At 67.3% G+C, this 17,360-nt stretch carries 12 protein-coding genes; 4 read left to right on the plus strand and 8 right to left on the minus strand.

What is annotated here, in order from left to right; translation table 11 throughout:
• The first annotated feature begins 32 nt into the window (after positions 1-32).
• Positions 33-851 (plus strand): multidrug ABC transporter ATPase, encoded by an 819-nt coding sequence (locus HAV18_RS04670; RefSeq protein ID WP_166953277.1) that lies wholly within the window; start codon positions 33-35, stop codon positions 849-851.
• Between the two features lie 36 nt (positions 852-887).
• Here HAV18_RS04670 and HAV18_RS04675 read toward each other — a convergent pair whose 3' ends face one another.
• Complete coding sequence (locus tag HAV18_RS04675; protein ID WP_166953278.1) at positions 888-2,039, minus strand: acyltransferase; 1,152 nt, start codon at positions 2,037-2,039, stop codon at positions 888-890.
• Between the two features lie 324 nt (positions 2,040-2,363).
• Here HAV18_RS04675 and pip point away from each other — a divergent pair, with 324 nt between their 5' ends.
• Complete coding sequence (pip, locus tag HAV18_RS04680) at positions 2,364-3,296, plus strand: prolyl aminopeptidase (protein ID WP_166953280.1); 933 nt, start codon at positions 2,364-2,366, stop codon at positions 3,294-3,296.
• Positions 3,297-3,371: 75 nt separating this feature from the next.
• Here the strand turns inward: pip and HAV18_RS04685 are convergent, their stop codons facing one another.
• The 7 genes from HAV18_RS04685 to HAV18_RS04715 form a co-directional block, all read right to left on the minus strand.
• Positions 3,372-3,644: a hypothetical protein gene (locus tag HAV18_RS04685; RefSeq protein WP_166953281.1), complete on the minus strand. Its 273-nt coding sequence runs from the start codon at positions 3,642-3,644 to the stop codon at positions 3,372-3,374.
• Between the two features lie 172 nt (positions 3,645-3,816).
• On the minus strand, positions 3,817-4,881 hold the full coding sequence (locus HAV18_RS04690) for a transglutaminase family protein (RefSeq protein ID WP_166953282.1): 1,065 nt from the start codon (positions 4,879-4,881) through the stop codon (positions 3,817-3,819).
• Positions 4,875-7,481, minus strand: coding sequence for a circularly permuted type 2 ATP-grasp protein (locus HAV18_RS04695; RefSeq protein ID WP_166954137.1), 2,607 nt, complete (start codon positions 7,479-7,481; stop codon positions 4,875-4,877). The genes HAV18_RS04690 and HAV18_RS04695 overlap by 7 nt, the downstream gene beginning before the upstream one ends.
• A 214-nt stretch (positions 7,482-7,695) precedes the next feature.
• Complete coding sequence (locus HAV18_RS04700; RefSeq protein WP_166953283.1) at positions 7,696-11,127, minus strand: DUF2126 domain-containing protein; 3,432 nt, start codon at positions 11,125-11,127, stop codon at positions 7,696-7,698.
• Positions 11,128-11,223: 96 nt separating this feature from the next.
• Entirely contained in the window at positions 11,224-12,201 is a 978-nt protein-coding gene (locus HAV18_RS04705) for a transglutaminase family protein (RefSeq protein ID WP_166953284.1), read from the minus strand.
• An 8-nt stretch (positions 12,202-12,209) separates the two neighbouring features.
• Positions 12,210-13,151 (minus strand): alpha-E domain-containing protein, encoded by a 942-nt coding sequence (locus HAV18_RS04710; RefSeq protein WP_166953285.1) that lies wholly within the window; start codon positions 13,149-13,151, stop codon positions 12,210-12,212.
• Positions 13,152-13,215: 64 nt separating this feature from the next.
• Complete coding sequence (locus tag HAV18_RS04715; RefSeq protein WP_166953286.1) at positions 13,216-14,631, minus strand: circularly permuted type 2 ATP-grasp protein; 1,416 nt, start codon at positions 14,629-14,631, stop codon at positions 13,216-13,218.
• A gap of 587 nt (positions 14,632-15,218) precedes the next feature.
• Here HAV18_RS04715 and HAV18_RS04720 point away from each other — a divergent pair.
• Both HAV18_RS04720 and HAV18_RS04725 read left to right on the plus strand, forming a co-directional pair.
• On the plus strand, positions 15,219-16,217 hold the full coding sequence (locus HAV18_RS04720; RefSeq protein ID WP_166953287.1) for a LysR substrate-binding domain-containing protein: 999 nt from the start codon (positions 15,219-15,221) through the stop codon (positions 16,215-16,217).
• Between the two features lie 715 nt (positions 16,218-16,932).
• A complete protein-coding gene (locus HAV18_RS04725; RefSeq protein WP_166953288.1) occupies positions 16,933-17,343 on the plus strand; it encodes a hypothetical protein in 411 nt (136 codons plus the stop codon).
• Positions 17,344-17,360 lie beyond the last annotated feature (17 nt).

Consider the following 17,360-nt stretch of genomic DNA (forward strand, 5'->3'; position numbering starts at 1 on the left):
CATCCCCTGCATCAATGAAGAACCTTTTGACTATGAGAATCCTTCGTTTCGCCTCGCTGCTGGCGCTCGTCGCCGCCCCCGCCGTTCAGGCTGCCGACAACCAGCCTTGCGGCGACGATGTCGTGACTGCCGTCGCCCGCTGGGCTGGCATCGCGAGCGCCCGTATCGCCACACGTGACGCGGACCGGCTAGTCGTCGCGGCGGCATGCAAGGTCATGCCGAATGCGCCCGAAACGACGATCGCGGCCGTTGCATTCGACTCGCTTCCCAAAAGCAAGAACCCGGACGAAAGCAACAAGCTGCAGGTCGTCGCGCTCGTTGAAGGCGGCAAGGTCGTGGCGGCCGAAAAATCGGTGATCCAGGAAGATGCGGCGATACAGATCGGCGAGAACAGCTATCGCATCGATACGGCACCGTACCGGCTGTCGCCCGATGTGCGGGCGTTCGGCGTCGTGTTCAGCAGCACCGCGCACGGACCGAGCTGCCCGGATGCCTACATGGAGAACGAACTGACCCTGTGGATTCGCGAAGGCGCTCGCATCCGCCCCGTGTTTGGCACCAATCTCAATGGCTGGGTCGCCACCACCGGTACCGCGTGCGGCCCCGATACCAGCGACCTGCGCAGCGAGTCCGCCCGCATGACGATTGCGGTCGAGAAGACGTCGCACAACGGCTTTGCGGACCTGTCGATTACGGCACACGTGATGAACGCGGAAAGCAACGACGATAAACAACCGGACGCGGGAAAACGCACCGTGCGCACGGTCGTCAAATACGACGGCAAATCATACGGGAGCGATATGTACCGGGACTTCTGGTATTCGCCTGCCTCGAAGAAGCGATTCAAATGACGGTAAGCGGGGCCGCAGTAACACCGCCCCACCCGCCTACTCCACCACCTTCGCCCCGATCGCCTCGCCCGACGCCGGCATCCGCAGCGCGTCGTCACGTGCACGTCGCGCCTCGCGTGCCGAATACCGGTCCTTCAGCCGCAGGAACGGCTTCTCGACGAGAAAGTAGCTAGCCGTCGCGGCCAACAGCGCCCACACGATCCCGAGCGGAAACGCATGAGGCACCTGTAGATCCGGATTCGCGAACGGCTGCTGCCACAGATAAAGACTGAACGAAATCGTGCCGATGAACACGACAGGCTGCGCGCGCAACCAACGCGCACACCAGAATTCGCTGCGGAAATTCAACACGACGATCACGATCGCGATCAGCGCGGCTTCGAGCGTCACACCGTACGTCGCATTCCAGAAGCCACCGAGCCGGTGTTCGGCGAGCGGGCCGCCGATCAGCACGACGACGATGATCGCCGTCACGATACGCGCCTCGCCTCTCCACGAGCCGATCCACGCTTCGAGCCGTTCGCGGTTGAGCGACGCATAACAGCCGATCAGGATCGGATCGACGCCCGTGTGAAGCATCATCCCGAGTTGCCCGCGCAGCGCCGGCGCCACGAAATACGTGACGGCGCGCACCAGCGGCACGATCAGGATCAACGCGGCCAGCCAGCGCGTGCCGGCACGCCGTATGCCGAACACGAACAGCAGCGGCCAGAACCAGTAGAACTGTTCCTCGAGCGCGAGCGACCAGAAATGGCCGAGATACCACGCACCGTCCGGATGCAACGTGTTGTCGCCGGTCAGCCCGAACCACGCCGAATAATTCCACAGGTGCAGCGCCGCATACAGCCACTGCCGGCGGTCGACGTCGAACCAGCCGGCGAAGGCCACGATCGCGACCGCCGCAAGATAGACGTAGCAGGCCGGCCAGATCCGCAGCGCGCGACGCACGTAGAACGACGTCAGCGCGATGCCGCCCGTGCGCGCGAACTCGGCGCACAACACGTTGGTGATCAGGAAGCCGCTGAGGACGAAGAAGATCAGCACGCCGAGCCGGCCGTCGGCGATCAACCGCAACGGCGCGTACCAGCCCGTGTAGCCGCCGGGCAGCACGTGTTCGGCGTGTCCGACCACAACCATCGCGACCGCGACGGCGCGCAACCCGGTCAACTGCGTGACGCGATGGTTCATCGGCTGGTTTCCGTTGGCACGGTGGATGGGCAGCAAGCCGGCGCCCCCGCTTGGGCACGCCGATATGCCGCCGGGATTTTGTATGAAAAATATCGGAATGAAATTGCTTCAAAAATCCCGGCGCGAACACCGACGACGGCGCGCACCGTAGCGAGCCGACATCCGCAGCGGCGAATGGGCATAATGACAAGCCTTGTCCGGCGGCGGCCGGCCGATGCCTACGCAACGAGTTTTTGCGGCGCCGCAATATCCGTCGTACCGTGCCCCGCCCGCACACCGGCCCGCTCGTCCGCCTCCTGTCGACCCTCACCCGGAGCCTGCCTCGTGTACCCACCGATCGAACCCTACGCCCACGGCCATCTCGACACCGGCGACGGCCACCACATCTACTGGGAGCGCTGCGGCAACCCGGCCGGCAAGCCCGCCGTGTTCCTGCACGGCGGCCCCGGCGCCGGCTGCAGCCCCGACCATCGCCGCCTGTTCGATCCGGAGCGTTACGACATCCTGCTGTTCGACCAGCGCGGCTGCGGGCGCTCGACGCCGCATGCGAGCCTCGAGAACAACACGACGTGGCATCTGGTCGCCGACATCGAGCGCCTGCGCGAGATGGTCGGCGCGGAAAAGTGGCTCGTGTTTGGCGGCTCGTGGGGCAGCGCGCTGTCGATCGCGTATGCGGAAACGCACCCCGAGCGCGTGAGCGCGCTGGTCGTGCGCGGCATCTTCACGATGCGTCGCGCGGAATTGCTGTGGTACTACCAGGAAGGCGCGTCGTGGCTGTTCCCCGACCTGTGGGAGGCGTTCGTTGCACCGATTCCGGAAGCCGAGCGCGGCGACCTGATGGCCGCCTACCATCGCCGGCTGACCGGCAATGACGAAGCCGCGAAGCTCGAAGCCGCGCGCGCGTGGAGCATCTGGGAAGGCCGCACGATCACGCTGCTGCCCGACCCCGCACTCGCCGCGCACTTCGCTGACGGCCACTACGCACTTGCGTTCGCGCGGATCGAGAATCACTACTTCGTGAACGAGGGTTTCGTCGAGGAAGGCCAGTTGCTGCGCGACGCGCATCGCCTCGCCGGCATCCCGGGCGTGATCGTGCAAGGCCGCTATGACGTCGCGACGCCCGCACGCACCGCATGGGACTTGTCGAAGGCCTGGCCGGATGCGACCTTCGAGATCGTGCCCGGCGCCGGGCATGCATACAACGAGCCGGGGATCCTGGAGGCGCTGGTCGCGGCCACGGACCGGTTCGCCGAGTAATCGACACAACGCGATGCGATGCGGCGCGTGCGGCCATGCCTGCCGGCACACGCTGCGCCGCGCCGCATCGCGCGATCAAAGCGCGGCTTCGACGATCGTCCTGCCGCTGATCGCCCGCTCGACGAGTTGCTCGTCGCCAACCTTGCGGATCGCGTCGTCGAGCAGCCCTTCCGGCGCTCCGGTCGCCACCTTCAGCAAGCCCGACAGGCCGCGCGCGTCGAGCACCACCAGCGTCTCCATCGAATCCGCACGGCTCACGAGCACGCGGCGCCACGCCGGCCCCGCGCCGAAGCTCGCGCAGAGCGCAATCGTCTCGCTGCCGAGCGTGTAGTCGAAGTTCTTGATCATGATCCGCCGCCGTTGCAAGGGAATGGCGATGCGCGACGGTGCGGCGCCGTGACGTCGGCGCACCCGCGCGTGCCGCCGGTTCCCCGGATCGCGCCCGATCCGTTCGCCGGCATGGCCATGCTAGGCGTGGAGTATTAACGAAGACTTAAACGGCGATGCGCGCGGGCATGCGTCACGGCGCGTCGAGCGGCTCCACCGTCACGCCGACCTTCAGCTCCTGGTCCGCACCGCCGCCGCGGATCACCCCGCGCAGCGGCGTTACGTCCGCGTAGTCACGGCCGATCGACAGCATCACGTAGTCGTCGCCCGGCGCGCGATCGTTGGTCGGATCGAGCTGCAGCCAGCCGTTGTCCTCGGGCCATGCCGGGTCGTACACCTCGACCCAGGCATGCGACGCGTCGGCGCCGATCAGCCGCGGCTGCCCCGGCGGCGGCTGCGTGAGCAGGTAGCCGCTCACGTAACGCGCGGCCAGCCCGAGCGAGCGCAGCGCGCCGATCATCACGTGCGCGAAATCCTGGCACACGCCCTTGCGCAAGCGCAGCGCATCAAGCGCCGACGTCGTGATGTCGGTGCTGTTCGGCGTATACGCAAAATCGGCATGCACACGCCGCATCAGGTCCCAGGCAGCCTGCACGAGCGGCCGTTGCGGTGTGAAGCTCGCGGCCGCATACACGGCGAGTTCGGGATCGCACGCGACATGCGGCGACGTGAACACGAATTCGCTCGCCGCGTCGTAAGGCTGCCCTGCGCGAAACCGCAAGCGGTCGCGCACGGCTTCCCACGCAGTCGCCTGTTTCGCGTCGGGATTCGCGATGGCGGGCGGCGGCTCGCCGCGCGCACCGCGCGACCACACGGGCGGCGTCACGCGTACCGTGCTGCGGCTGCGCACGAGCAGCGCGTCGTGCGGCTGGTTCAACGCAAACGATGCACGCACATTGCCGAATGCATCGATCTCGGTACCGACCGATTCCGGTGAGGGATCGATGTCGAGCGCGAACGACAGCACTTGCTGGCGCGGCGTAGCGAGCGGTTGCAGGCGTGCCTGGTGCTGCGCCGATTCGACGCGCGCCGCGTAACGGTATTCGGTGTCGTGCGTGACGCGCAGCAACCGGCCCGGCGCAACGCCGGCCGGCGCGGCCGACGTCGATGCCGGTACCCGTGCCGATGCCGGTGCCGGTACTTTCCGCGCATCGCCGGAACCCGATGGCACTTTCGCCACGCCTTTCGTCGTCACCATAACGTCCTGCCTGCCTCGCGCACGTGGCTGAAATAGCGCTCGCCGATCCGGTTCGACAGTTCCCAGACCGCCTTCACCGTCGTGTCGAGCGCATCGAGGAGCTTGTCGTGGCGGCCACCGTCGGCGGTTTCGCACAGCTCGTGCAGCGACCACGCGGGGACGTCGGGAATCGTCTCGGCCAGTTCGGACAGCGCATAACCTTCGCTGCGCTCGACCTTCGTGAGCCGGCCGCGCAGCGCCTGCACGACCCAGCCGAGCGAACGCGGATTGTCGGTATCGAGCACGACGAGCGACAGCAGCGGCGCGACATCGAAGCCGCGCTGGAAACGCGAACGGAACGTGATCGTGCTGTCGAACAGTTCCAGCACGAGTTCAAAGCCGTCCTGCCGGTGTACGGCGCCTTCGTCGAACGCGCACTTCAGCACGCTGCACAGGAAGTCCAGCCGGTCGATCTGCCGGCCGATCGACAGCAGCCGCCAGCCGTCGTCGCGCGTCATGTTGTCGGTCTGCGCGCCCGTGATCGCGCCGAGCAGCAGGCCGAGACGCTCCAGCAACTGCAGCGCCTCGTTGCCGATCTGTTCCTCGGCTTCCGGAAGGCCGGCGCTGTCCGCGAACAGTTGCGTTGCGTCGTCGATCAGCCGCCACTGATCGCTCGACAGCCGTTCGCGGATCGCGGCAGCCGCGCCACGCATCCCGAACAGGCACGACGCAATGCCCGACGTGCGATCCGCACCGCGCGTCAGCGACGTCGCGAGCGCATGCTGGAACGCGCGCGGCGCATCGACGGCGTTCGGCGTATCGGCCTCGATCAGGCCCGTGTCGCGGCACAGCGTGTCGAGCAGCTCCAGATGCGCGGGGCTGTCGACGTCGTCCTCGCCGCGCAGCCGTTCGAGCGCCGCGCGCGCGAGCCGCATCAGGTTGGTCGCGCGCTCGGTGTAACGGCCGAGCCAGAACAGGTTCTCGGCAGCACGGCTCGCGATCGCGCGCGGCCGCTCGACGAGGTCGTCGGGGCCGAGATGCGTCTGCAGCAGCGTCGTCGAATCGACGATGCCTTCGGTCATCACCCACGTATCGACGGTGCTGCCGCCGCGCGGCATCGGCGCGTTGAACAGCGTGTCGCGCGTGCCGACCCGTGACAGGCCACCCGGCAGGAGCCGCCAGCGCTGCGCACCGTCGGCGAGCGCGAAGACGCGCAGCAGCACCGGCTTCGGCACGATACGCGCGCCGCCGTTGCCGTCGGGCGCGTCGGGGCGCGGCCAGGTCGGCGCCTGCGACAGCGGCAGGTCGGCCTGCACCGTGTAGTGCTCGGGTCGCGCGAGAATCCGCGCGCGCCACTCGGCCAGCTGCGCCTGCGTGAGCCGCGCGCCGATCACCGGCTCGAACGGGCCGCCGGCCTGCACGTCGGGTGGATAGGACGCCTTGACGATGCCGCGCGCGAGCTGCGGCAACGCGTCGTCGCACGCGGCCGCCTCGCCGCACCACCACGAATGCACGGCCGGCAGCGTCAGCGTTTCGCCGAGCAGCCCTTCCGCGAGACGCGGCATGAAGCCGAGCATCGCGGGCGATTCGAGGAAGCCCGAGCCCGGCGCGTTCGCGAGCAGCACGTTGCCCGCGCGCACGGCCTGCAGCAGGCCCGGCACGCCGAGCATCGAATCGGGCCGCAGTTCGAGCGGATCGAGCCACGCGTCGTCGACGCGCCGCAGGATGCCGTGCACTGGTTCGAGCCCGCCTAGCGTCTTCAGGAAGACGCGATTGTCGCGCGCGGTCAGGTCACCGCCTTCGACGAGCGTGAGGCCGAGGTAGCGCGCGAGATACGCATGCTCGAAATACGTCGCGCTGTGCGGCCCCGGCGTCAGCAGCACGATCCGCGAATTCTTGCGGGCCGGGCTGAGCGCCTGCATGCTCTGCAGCAGCGCGCGGTACGCGGACGCGAGCCGCTGCACGCGCAGCCCGCGAAACCCGCGCGGAAAGAGCCGCGACACGATCAGCCGGTTCTCGAGCAGGTAGCCGAGCCCGGCCGCGCCCTGCGTGTGCTGCGCGACGATCCGCCACTGCCCGTCCGGGCCGCGCGCGAGATCGAACGCGACGACGTGCAGCCAGGTATCGCCCGGCACGCGCGCGCCGCGCATCGCGCGCAGGTAGCCGGGGTGCCCGGTGACGAGCGCGGGCGGCAGCAGCCCGCGCTCGAGGATCGTCTGCGGCCCGTACAGGTCGGCCAGCGTCGCGTTAAGCAGCCGCACGCGCTGCAGCACGCCGCGCTCGATCGTGACCCAGTCCTCGGGCGTGACGATCAGCGGCAACAGGTCGAGCGACCACGGGCCGGCCGCGCCGGCGCCGGCGCGCTGCTCGTGCAACTGGTAGAACAGGCCGTTCTCGCGCATGCGCCGGTGCAGCGCGTCGGCGCGGCGATCGAGGTCGGCCACGCCGTCGCTGCCGATCGATGTGAAGAAACTGCGCCACGCGGGCGCGAGCGCAGGCGCGTTCAGGCCGGCCGCGCTGCCGCGCAGTTCGTCGTAGCGGCCGGCGGCCGCCGGCGCCGCGAGCGCGGCGGCCAGTTCCGCGGCATCCGGCTGCGCGCCGGTATCGAAAAGCGTGGGCATCGCGTCGGGGGCGGCGAGATGGTCGGTTTGAATGGGCGACACGGTATCGTTTCGTCTTCAGGGTGCGGCCGCGCACGCGCGCCGCCACACCGGCGGCGGGCCGCGGCGCGCAGCCGCAATCTGCCCGCATCCTAGCATTCCGGCGGGGCCGCCATCGACCCGTTCGCGAGAAGATCGCGCACCGCGCATCGTCGGCCGTCTCGTCATCGTCCGGTCACGGCCGCCGCAAGTCGAGCGTGAACGGGAATTCGCGGCTCGGCGCGGCAGCCGCGACATCCATCCGCCCCGGCGTATGCCCCATCTCGACGAAGCGTGCGAGCCGGCGGCTCTCGGCTTCGTAGGCATTGACCGGGAACGTCGCGTAGTTTCGGCCACCCGGATGCGTGACGTGATAGCGGCAGCCGCCGAGCGAGCGCTGCAGCCACGTATCGACGATGTCGAACGTGAGCGGCGCGTGCACGCCGATGGTCGGATGCAGCGCGGACGGCGGCGACCACGCCTTGTAGCGCACACCCGCGACGTACTCGCCGACGGTGCCGGTCGGCTGCAGCGGCAATGCGCGGCCGTTGACGGTCACGACGTGCCGGTTGTCGTTCAGCCCCGTCACGCGCACTTCGAGCCGTTCGACCGACGAATCGACGTAACGCACCGTGCCGCCGGGCGAGCCCTCCTCGCCCATCACGTGCCACGGTTCCAGCGCGCCGCGCAGCGACAGCTGCATGCCGTTCACGGCGATCTGGCCGAACAGCGGGAAGCGGAATTCGAAGTGCGGCGCGAACCACGCCGAGTCGAACGCGAAGCCGGCGTCGCGCAGTTCGGCCAGCACGTCGTCGAAATCCATCTGAAGAAACGCGGGAAGCATGAAGCGGTCGTGCAGCGCGGTGCCCCAGCGCGTGAGCGGCGTCGTGTACGGCGCGGCCCAGAAACGCGCAACCAGCGCGCGCAGCAGCAATTGCTGGACGATGCTCATCCGCGCATGCGGCGGCATCTCGAACGCGCGCAGTTCGAGCAGGCCGAGCCGGCCGGTCGACGAGTCGGGCGAATACAGCTTGTCGATACAGAATTCGCTGCGGTGCGTGTTGCCCGTCACGTCGATCAGCAGGTTGCGCAGCACGCGGTCGACGAGCCACGGCGGCATGTCCTGCCCGAACAGCAGCTTGTTGCGCTGGATCTCGACGAACGCGATGTCGAGCTCGTAGAGCTGGTCGTTGCGCGCCTCGTCGACGCGCGGCGCCTGGCTCGTCGGCCCGATGAACAGCCCGGAAAACAGGTAGGACAGCGACGGGTGGTTGTGCCAGTACGCGATCAGGCTCGCGAGCAGGTCCGGACGGCGCAGGAACGGGCTGTCGGCCGGCGTCGCGCCGCCGAGCACGAAGTGGTTGCCGCCGCCCGTGCCGACGTGACGGCCGTCGACCATGAACTTCTCGCTGCACATCCGCGATTGCCACGCGGCGTCGTACAGGAATTCGGTCTGATCGACGAGCTCGTCGAAGCTCCTCGCCGGATGGATGTTCACCTCGATCACGCCGGGATCGGGCGTCACCTGCAGCAGCTTCAGCCGCGCGTCGCGCGGCGGCGGATAACCTTCGAGCACGAGCGTCATGCCCAGCGCGTGCGCGGTCAGCTCGATCGCGCCGAGCAGCTCGAGATAATCCTCGAGTGCTGCAAGCGGCGGCATGAACAGGTACAGGATGCCGTTGCGCACTTCGACGCACAGCGCGGTGCGCGTGATCCACGCGGCCGATTCGAAGCGCTCGGGCGGGCGCTGCGGATCTTGCGCAGGCGACGCATGCCGCCCGCTCGCCGTGCCGTCGTTGCGCAACTGCATCACGGTCTGCGCGGCTGCTTCACGATGCACGCCGGACAAGTAGCGCGGCGCATCGGCCGGGCCCGCGTAGCGCGCGCGGATCGCGGCGGCTTCCGGCAGCGCGGCGCGCGGCGCGAACGGGTCGCGCTCGACGAGATACGGATGGTCGGCGCGGCTGGCCCACGGCAGCGAATCGAGCGGCAGCCGATAACCCATCGGCGAATCGCCGGGCACGAGGTACATCCGCTCGTCGCGGAAGAACCACGGGCCCGTCTGCCAGCGCGGCCCGTCGAGGCCCGGCCGATCGCGGCCCGGCTCGTCGTCCGTGCGCTTGACCGGCAACACGTAGCCGACCACGCTGTCGAGCTGCTGCTCGAAGATCTTGCGCAGCCGCGCGCGTTCGAGCTCGTCGTCGAGGCGCGAATCGAACGGATCGACGTTGACGGGCAGCCGGCGTTCGCGCCACAGGTAGTACCAGACGTCCTCATAGCCGGGCAGGATGAAGTCGCCGGTCAGGTTCAGCCGCGCGGCCAGCGCGTCGATGAAGCGCTTCGCGTCGTCGGTCGTATACGCGGACGGCTCGCGCTCGTCGGCGAACAGCGACGGATCGTGCCACACGGGCTGGCCGTCCGCGCGCCAGAAGATCGACAGCGCCCAGCGCGGCAGCTGCTCGCCCGGATACCACTTGCCCTGCCCGAAATGCAGGAAGCCGCCGTCGCCGTATTCGGCGCGCAGCCGCTGCACGAGTTCGGTCGCGTAGCCGCGCTTGGTCGGGCCGAGCGCGTCGGTGTTCCACTCGGCGCCGTCGCGATCGTCGATCGACACGAAGGTCGGCTCGCCGCCTTGCGTGAGCCGCACGTCGCCGGCCGCGAGTGCGCCGTCGACCTGCATGCCGAGCGCCAGCACGGCGTCCCATTGCGATTCCGTATACGGCTTCGTCACGCGCGGCGATTCGTACACGCGTGTCACGGCCATCTCGTGCTCGAACGACACCTCGCACTCGTCGATCAGCCCCTCGACCGGCGCGGCGCTCGTCGGCTGCGGCGTGCAGGCCAGCGGAATGTGGCCCTCGCCGGCGAGCAGGCCCGAAGTCGGATCGAAGCCGATCCAGCCGGCACCCGGCAGGTACACCTCGCACCACGCGTGCAGGTCGGTGAAGTCGACCGACGTGCCGCTCGGGCCGTCGAGCGACTTCACATCGGGCGTGAGCTGGATCAGGTAGCCCGACACGAAACGCGCGGCGATGCCGAGGTGGCGGCACAGCTGCACGAGCAGCCATGCGCTGTCGCGGCACGAGCCGGACGCCAGCTCGAGCGTCTGCTCGGGCGTCTGCACGCCCGGCTCCATCCGCACGAGGTAGCCGATATCGCGCTGCAATTGCTGGTTCAGCGCGACGAGGAAGTTCACGGTGCCGGCCGGCGTGAGGTCGACACCGTCGAGATACGTGCGGAACAGTTGCGACGCGCTCGTCTGCGGATCGCACGCGAGATACGGCGCGAGCTCGGTCTTCAGCGCGTCGTCATAGCTGAACGGGTATTGCTCCGCGCTCGCCTCCAGGAAGAAGTCGAACGGGTTGTACACCGACATCTCGGCAACGAGATCGATCGTGATCTCGAAGTGCTCGGTGCGCTCCGGAAACACGAGCCGCGCGAGATAGTTCGAATACGGGTCCTGCTGCCAGTTGATGAAGTGCTGCGCGGGCTCGACCGTCATCGAATACGCGAGGATCGGCGTCCGGCAGTGCGGCGCGGGCCGCAGCCGCACGACCTGCGGGCCGAGGTTGACGAGCTGGTCGTAGCGATAGCGGGTGGTGTGATGCAGCGCGACGTGGATGGACATGGGAGCTCGGTTCGGGTTGGGCCGGCCGCGCGCCGCGTCGCGCTGGATGCGACACGGCGGCCCGGCCTGGCGGATTCGGCGAAAGCGCGCGTCGGGTCAGACGAGCTCGGGCGTCTGCACGACGCTGATCTCGACGCCCACGGCCGTCGCGCCGAGCCCCGTCACCGGCTGCGCGTCGCGATAGTCGAGGCCGACCGCGATGCGCACGTAGCGCTCGTCCGGGCAGCGATTCATGAACGGATCGAACCCGACCCAGCCGAGCCCTTCGACATAAGCCTCGGCCCACGCATGGCCGGCCGGCTGCTGCATCAGCCCGGCTGCTTGCGGCTGCGCGCCGAGCGCCGGTTGCGGCAGCCCCTGCGACTGCGCGGCATGCGACGCGCCGAGCACCTGCTGCATGCCCTCGCCGCTCTGCAGCGCGAGCGCTTCCTCCTCTTCGACGTCGCCCACGCTCTGCTTCGCGTCGGCGATGCGCTGCATCGCGCTGTCGGCGAGCACGTAGCCCGAGATATAGCGCGCGGGGATCTTCAGCACGCGCGCGGCCGCGATGAACGCATGCGCATGGTCGCGGCTCGTGCCCTCGCCGCTTTGCAACGCGGTTTCCGCATCGACGGGCGCATCGGCGGCCAGGTTCGGCGCATACGCGATGCGGTCGTGCACTTCCGTCATCAGCCAGTGAAGCGCGTCGAGGCTGTGCGGCTCGATCGGCAGCGCTTCTGTCAGCGCTCGAATCGTGTCGCCCGCCTTCGTGAGCGCGGTCTCGCGCTCGAAGATCCACGGCGGCGCATAACCTTCAGGATTGCCGAGAATGCCCGCGCGGTCCTGCGTCTCGACGACGCCGGCCGCGACGACGACGATCTCGGCCTTCGCGCCGCGGTCGTGCCGCACGAGGTCGATCCGGTTGCCGAGCCCGTCGGCATAGGACAACGTCGGCTCGACGCCGTCGATCGTGACCTGCCACGCGCGCACCATCTGCCCGGGGCCCGACTGCGGACGCAGCCGCAGCCGTTGCAGTGCGTGAGTGGCTTGATCGTCGAACTGATAACGCGAGATGTGTCGGATGGCGAGTCGCATGGCAAGTCTCAGTCGAAGTTGTAGGCCTGGGCGATTTCGAGCCCGAGGCTGTTGTTGCGGCCGATGAAGTCGGTCAGGAACTCGTGCAGGCCGCTCTTGAAGATCCGCTCGACCGAGGTGTCGGACAGCATCTGCAGGATCTTCGCGGCCGTGTCGTGACACGGATGTGTCACGCCGTAATCCTTCGCGAGCAGGTTCAGGCTCGACACCACGCGCCCGTAGCAATAACGCAGCGAACGCGGCATGCGGCCGTTCAGGATCAGGTAGTCGGCGATGTTCATCGGCTTGTACTGCACGTCGTACACCCAGCGGTACGAACGGTGCGCGGCGACGCAGCGCAGGATCGTCTCCCACTGGTAGTTGTCGAGGATCGTGCCGACGTGCGACACCGACGGCAGCAGCAGGTGGTATTTCACATCGATGATCCGCGCGGTGTTGTCCGCGCGCTCGACGAACGCGCCGATCTGCGCGAAATCGAAGATCTCGTTGCGCAGCATCGTGCTGTAGAAGCTGCCGAGGATCAGCGCGGTTTCGCGCTTCACCTGGTCGAGCACGGCCGGCAGCTCGCTCTCCGGCACCGGCTGCGCAAGCGCGCGGCGCAGCGAAAGCCACGCGCCGTTCACGCTCTCCCACGCCTCGCGCGTGAGCGCCGTGCGCACCATCCGCGCGTTCGAGCGCGCGGCCTCGATGCACGCCAGCACGCTCGACGGGTTGTCGCGGTCGCGCAGCAGGTAGTCGGTCACGGTATCGGCCGCATACGCGTCGTATTTCTGCCGGTAGCCGTCGTCCGTGCCCGAGCTGACGAGCACCGACGACCATTCGGCCGGCGCGTCGGACGTGCGCGTGAGCGCCATCCGCAGCCCGGCATCGACGATGCGCGCGATGTTCTCCGCGCGCTCGATATAGCGGTACATCCAGTAGAGACCGCTTGCAGTACGTCCCAGAAGCATCTCGTGTCCACTCCGTCTTCGTTCGGTTGGCGCGCCGGTTGCGGCGCGCGCGGTCGCGTCCGGCTCAGTCGGCCAGCACCCAGGTGTCCTTGGTGCCGCCGCCCTGGCTCGAGTTGACGACGAGCGATCCCTCCTTCAGCGCGACGCGCGTGAGCCCGCCCGGCGTGATGCGGATCCGGTCCGACACCAGCACGAACGGCCGCAGGTCGACGTGGCGCGGCGCAAGGCCGGCTTCGGTCAGGATCGGCGTCGTGGACAGCGCGAGCGTCGGCTGCGCGATGTAGTTCGCGGGGCGCGCGCGCAGCTTCGCGGCAAACGCCTCGAGCTCGGCCTTCGACGCGCACGGCCCGACCAGCATCCCGTAGCCGCCCGAGCCGTGCACTTCCTTCACGACCAGTTCGTCGAGATGGTCGAGCACGTACTTCAGGCTGTCGGCCTCGCCGCAGCGCCAGGTCGGCACGTTCTCCAGCAGCGCCTTGCGGCCCGTGTAGAACTCGACGATCTCCGGCATGTACGAGTAGATCGCCTTGTCGTCGGCGATGCCCGTGCCGGGCGCGTTCGCGATCGTGATGTTGCCCGCGCGGTAGACGTCCATGATCCCCGCGACGCCGAGCACCGAATCGGGGCGGAACGTGAGCGGATCGAGGAACGCGTCGTCGACGCGGCGGTACAGCACGTCGATCGGCTGGAAGCCTTCGGTCGTGCGCATCGCGACACGGCCGTCGATCACCTGCAGGTCGCTGCCCTCGACGAGGTGCACGCCCATCTGGTCGGCGAGGAACGAATGTTCGTAGTACGCGGAATTGTGGATGCCGGGCGTGAGCACGGCGACGGTCGGGTTGTCGGCGTTGCCGCCCGGCGGGCACACGGCCGCGAGCGACTGGCGCAGCATCTGCGGATAGGTCTCGACCGGGCGCACCTTCACCTGCTGGAACAGCTCCGGGAAGAGCTGCATCATCGTCTCGCGGTTTTCCAGCATGTACGACACGCCGGACGGCGTGCGCGCGTTGTCCTCCAGCACGTAGAACTCGTTCTCGCCGGTGCGCACGATGTCGACGCCGATGATGTGCGTGTAAACGTTTCCGGGCGGCCGGAAGTCGATCATCTCCGGGATGAACGCCTCGTTGTGCGCGATCAGGTGCTTCGGCACGATGCCCGCGCGCACGATTTCCTGGCGATGGTAGATGTCGTCGAGAAAGGCGTTGAGCGCCATCACGCGCTGCTCGATGCCGAGCGAGAGCCGGCTCCATTCCGAACCCGAGATGATGCGCGGGACGATGTCGAACGGAATCAGCCGCTCGGCGGCCTCCGCGTCGCCGTAGACGGCGAACGTGATGCCCGTCTTGCGGAACACGCCTTCCGCGTCGTGGGCTTTCTGGGCGAGGCTCGCAGGATTCTGCGTGTCGAGCCATTGCTTCAGGCGCGCGTAAGGCGCCCTTACCATGTCGCCGGATTTCAGCATTTCATCGAATGGCTTCATCGATCTTTTCTCCATCGATCGTTTTCCCCGGCATTGCGCATGCCGGACCGGCGTAACGACTGCGTTGCAAGGAACGTGCCTTGTGTGCCCCCCATTTTTGCGCCGCGCCGGGCAAGCCCGCGCGGCAAGCCGCACCATCGCGGTGCAGCGCGCGACGCCATTCGCCCCATCGATGCGCCGAGATCGCGCACGGCCGATGTTGCGCCGCGTCTAACGAACATAGTTCTCCCGCGTGTCATGAATACGCAATCTGCACTGCACAAAAAAGCGGCCCGCCTGGAGCGCCGGACCACCGGAGCGGAAGAAGGAAAAGGCGGGCCGGCACGCGCACGGCGCAACCGGCCCTGGGGGAAGTACCGTCTGCGGCCGCGCCGGCAGTTCGACGCGATGAACTGACCGGTTAGCCGGGTCCGGCACCTCAAACCTATGCAGCCGTAATCCCGCCGACAACGCCCATGCATATTTCGACTGACACCCATCGAAAAAAAACATCGGGCCGACGCGCGCGAGGCGCGGTACGCTAGAACGTTCGTGCAGCGACGCGGCGCCGCCCTTCTGGCCCCCGACTATAAAAAGCGAAGATCGAAATGGAAGCAAAGTGGCTGGAAGATTTCCTGAGCCTTGCGGATACCAAGAGTTTTTCCCGGGCCGCACGTCACCGGCACCTCACGCAGTCGGCATTCAGCAGACGAATTGCCGCACTCGAAACCTGGATGGACGCGAAACTGGTCGACCGGAGCATCAACCCGATCACGCTGACGCCGGCCGGCCAGATGTTCCGCGGGCTCGCCGCGGATATCCTGCGCAGCATGTATGCGGCGCGCAATCTCGTGAACGGCTACGACCAGTTCGCGGCCAGCGATCAGGTCGTGCGCTTCGCGGTCGCCCATACGCTCGTGTTCACGCTGTTTCCCGAATGGCTCAAGCAGCTCAACGGCGAGGTCGGCCACGTGACCGCGCGCGTGAACGCGGTGAACGTGCCGGAAGGCGTGCAGCAGCTCGTCGAAGGTGAGTGCGACCTGCTGCTCGGCTATCACCATCCGCAGTTGCCGATCGTGCTCGACCCGAACCACTTCCCGTTCGTCAGCCTCGGCGTCGAACGGATCCTGCCCGTGTCGACGCCGGACGCGCGCGGCAAGCCCGTATTCCAGCTGCCGGGCACACCCGATGCCCCGCTGCCGCTGCTCGCGTATTCGTCGGGCGCGTTCCTCGGCAACATCGTCGAGATGCTGCTGCTGAATGCAACCGAGCCGTATGTGCTGCACCGGTGCTTCGAGACGCACATGTCCGAGGCATTGAAGGGCATGGTCGTGGCCGGGCACGGGATCGGCTGGCTGCCGGAAAGCTGCGTCGCGAAGGAACTCGCGGAAGGCACGCTCGTGTGCGCAGGCTCCGGCGACTGGATCACCGAGCTCGAGATCCGCCTGTACCGGTCGGCCCGCAAGCGCGGGCTCGCGGCCGAGCAACTGTGGACGTACATCATGAACCGGCCCCGCACAGCGGCCGACGGTGCCGTCGGCGCGGCCGAACCGGCGTCCGCGCCGGCGATATGCATCGCGCGGCGCAGCGCGGGCGGCAGCCGCTGATCGTCGCGTTCGCGTTCGCGTCGTGTCCGTCGACGACGCGAACGCGAGTAGGGTTTGCGGCAATCCGGTGCGCGCATGCATTCGCGTCGCTTCTCAGCGAACGCGACCCTCTCTCCGATAGCAAGCGGCGATCCCGCCGCAGCCTGAAAAATTACCGCGCCAAGCCCGTAATCGTTATCGGATGAAATCGCAAACGTTTGCATTCCGGGAATGATCTTTTTACACCCGGCACGGCGTGCCGGCATATTCCGTCCGACTATCAGGCCAGAAATACCCTGTTACAGAACAAATCAAAAGTTTCGATTTACCTGTAACGATCCAAAACAACAAAAACGTCGCACCCTCATTTCATATCGTTCGATCTGCATCCGCATCGACATCGATACGCCTCGAACACAGCCGCAAAAATTCCTTTTATCAGTCGTTATTTTTCGGCACGAATGTCGATACGTCCGACGTGATTCAATGCGTGCGGAATCATCGCTACCGAATAGCAATGTTCATATTCGGCAATATCGACTTTCTTCAGCGTTGAGCGCGTCATACGAATCCGTCGTTATCCTATTTAAATAGGATTTTTCACCGCCGTCCCATTCGGGCCACACGCGGTTGTTGGTTCAAAATCCATCGTGTATCAATAGCGTGTCGCAAAAAGAACGCTGGCAAATTTGACTCGGAATAAATGCTCGTCATTGATTCCGGACGGGAGGTTGCAATGTCTTCCTCGTTTCGACAGCATGCCCGCCCTTTCCTGAGCACCGTCCTCTCCGTGCTCTGCATGAACGCAATGGCCCAGACGCCCGCGTCGGGCCCGGGCGACGGACGCTACGTGATCTCGTATATCTGCGGCGACGCACGGATCGACGGTACGGCGCCGCTGCCCCCCGACGGCCGGCCGTACAACCTGGGCGTGTCGTTTGCTTCGGCCCGCACCGGGCAGCCGCTCGCGAATGTGCAGGTGCGCTTGCGGCGCCATGGCCGCGTGCTCGTCGAATTCAACGCGTCCGGGTCGCGCTGCCTGTTCAGCGTGCCCGACGCAAGTTACCGGGTCGAAGGGACGTACCAGGGGGCCACCCAGTTCGCGATCGTGGAGACGGGTGCACTCACCACGCAGCTGCGATGGTAAGTCCCGCCCGACCCCGC

Source organism: Burkholderia sp. D-99 (assembly GCF_011605345.1).
In the GTDB taxonomy this organism is placed as follows: Bacteria; Pseudomonadota; Gammaproteobacteria; order Burkholderiales; family Burkholderiaceae; genus Burkholderia.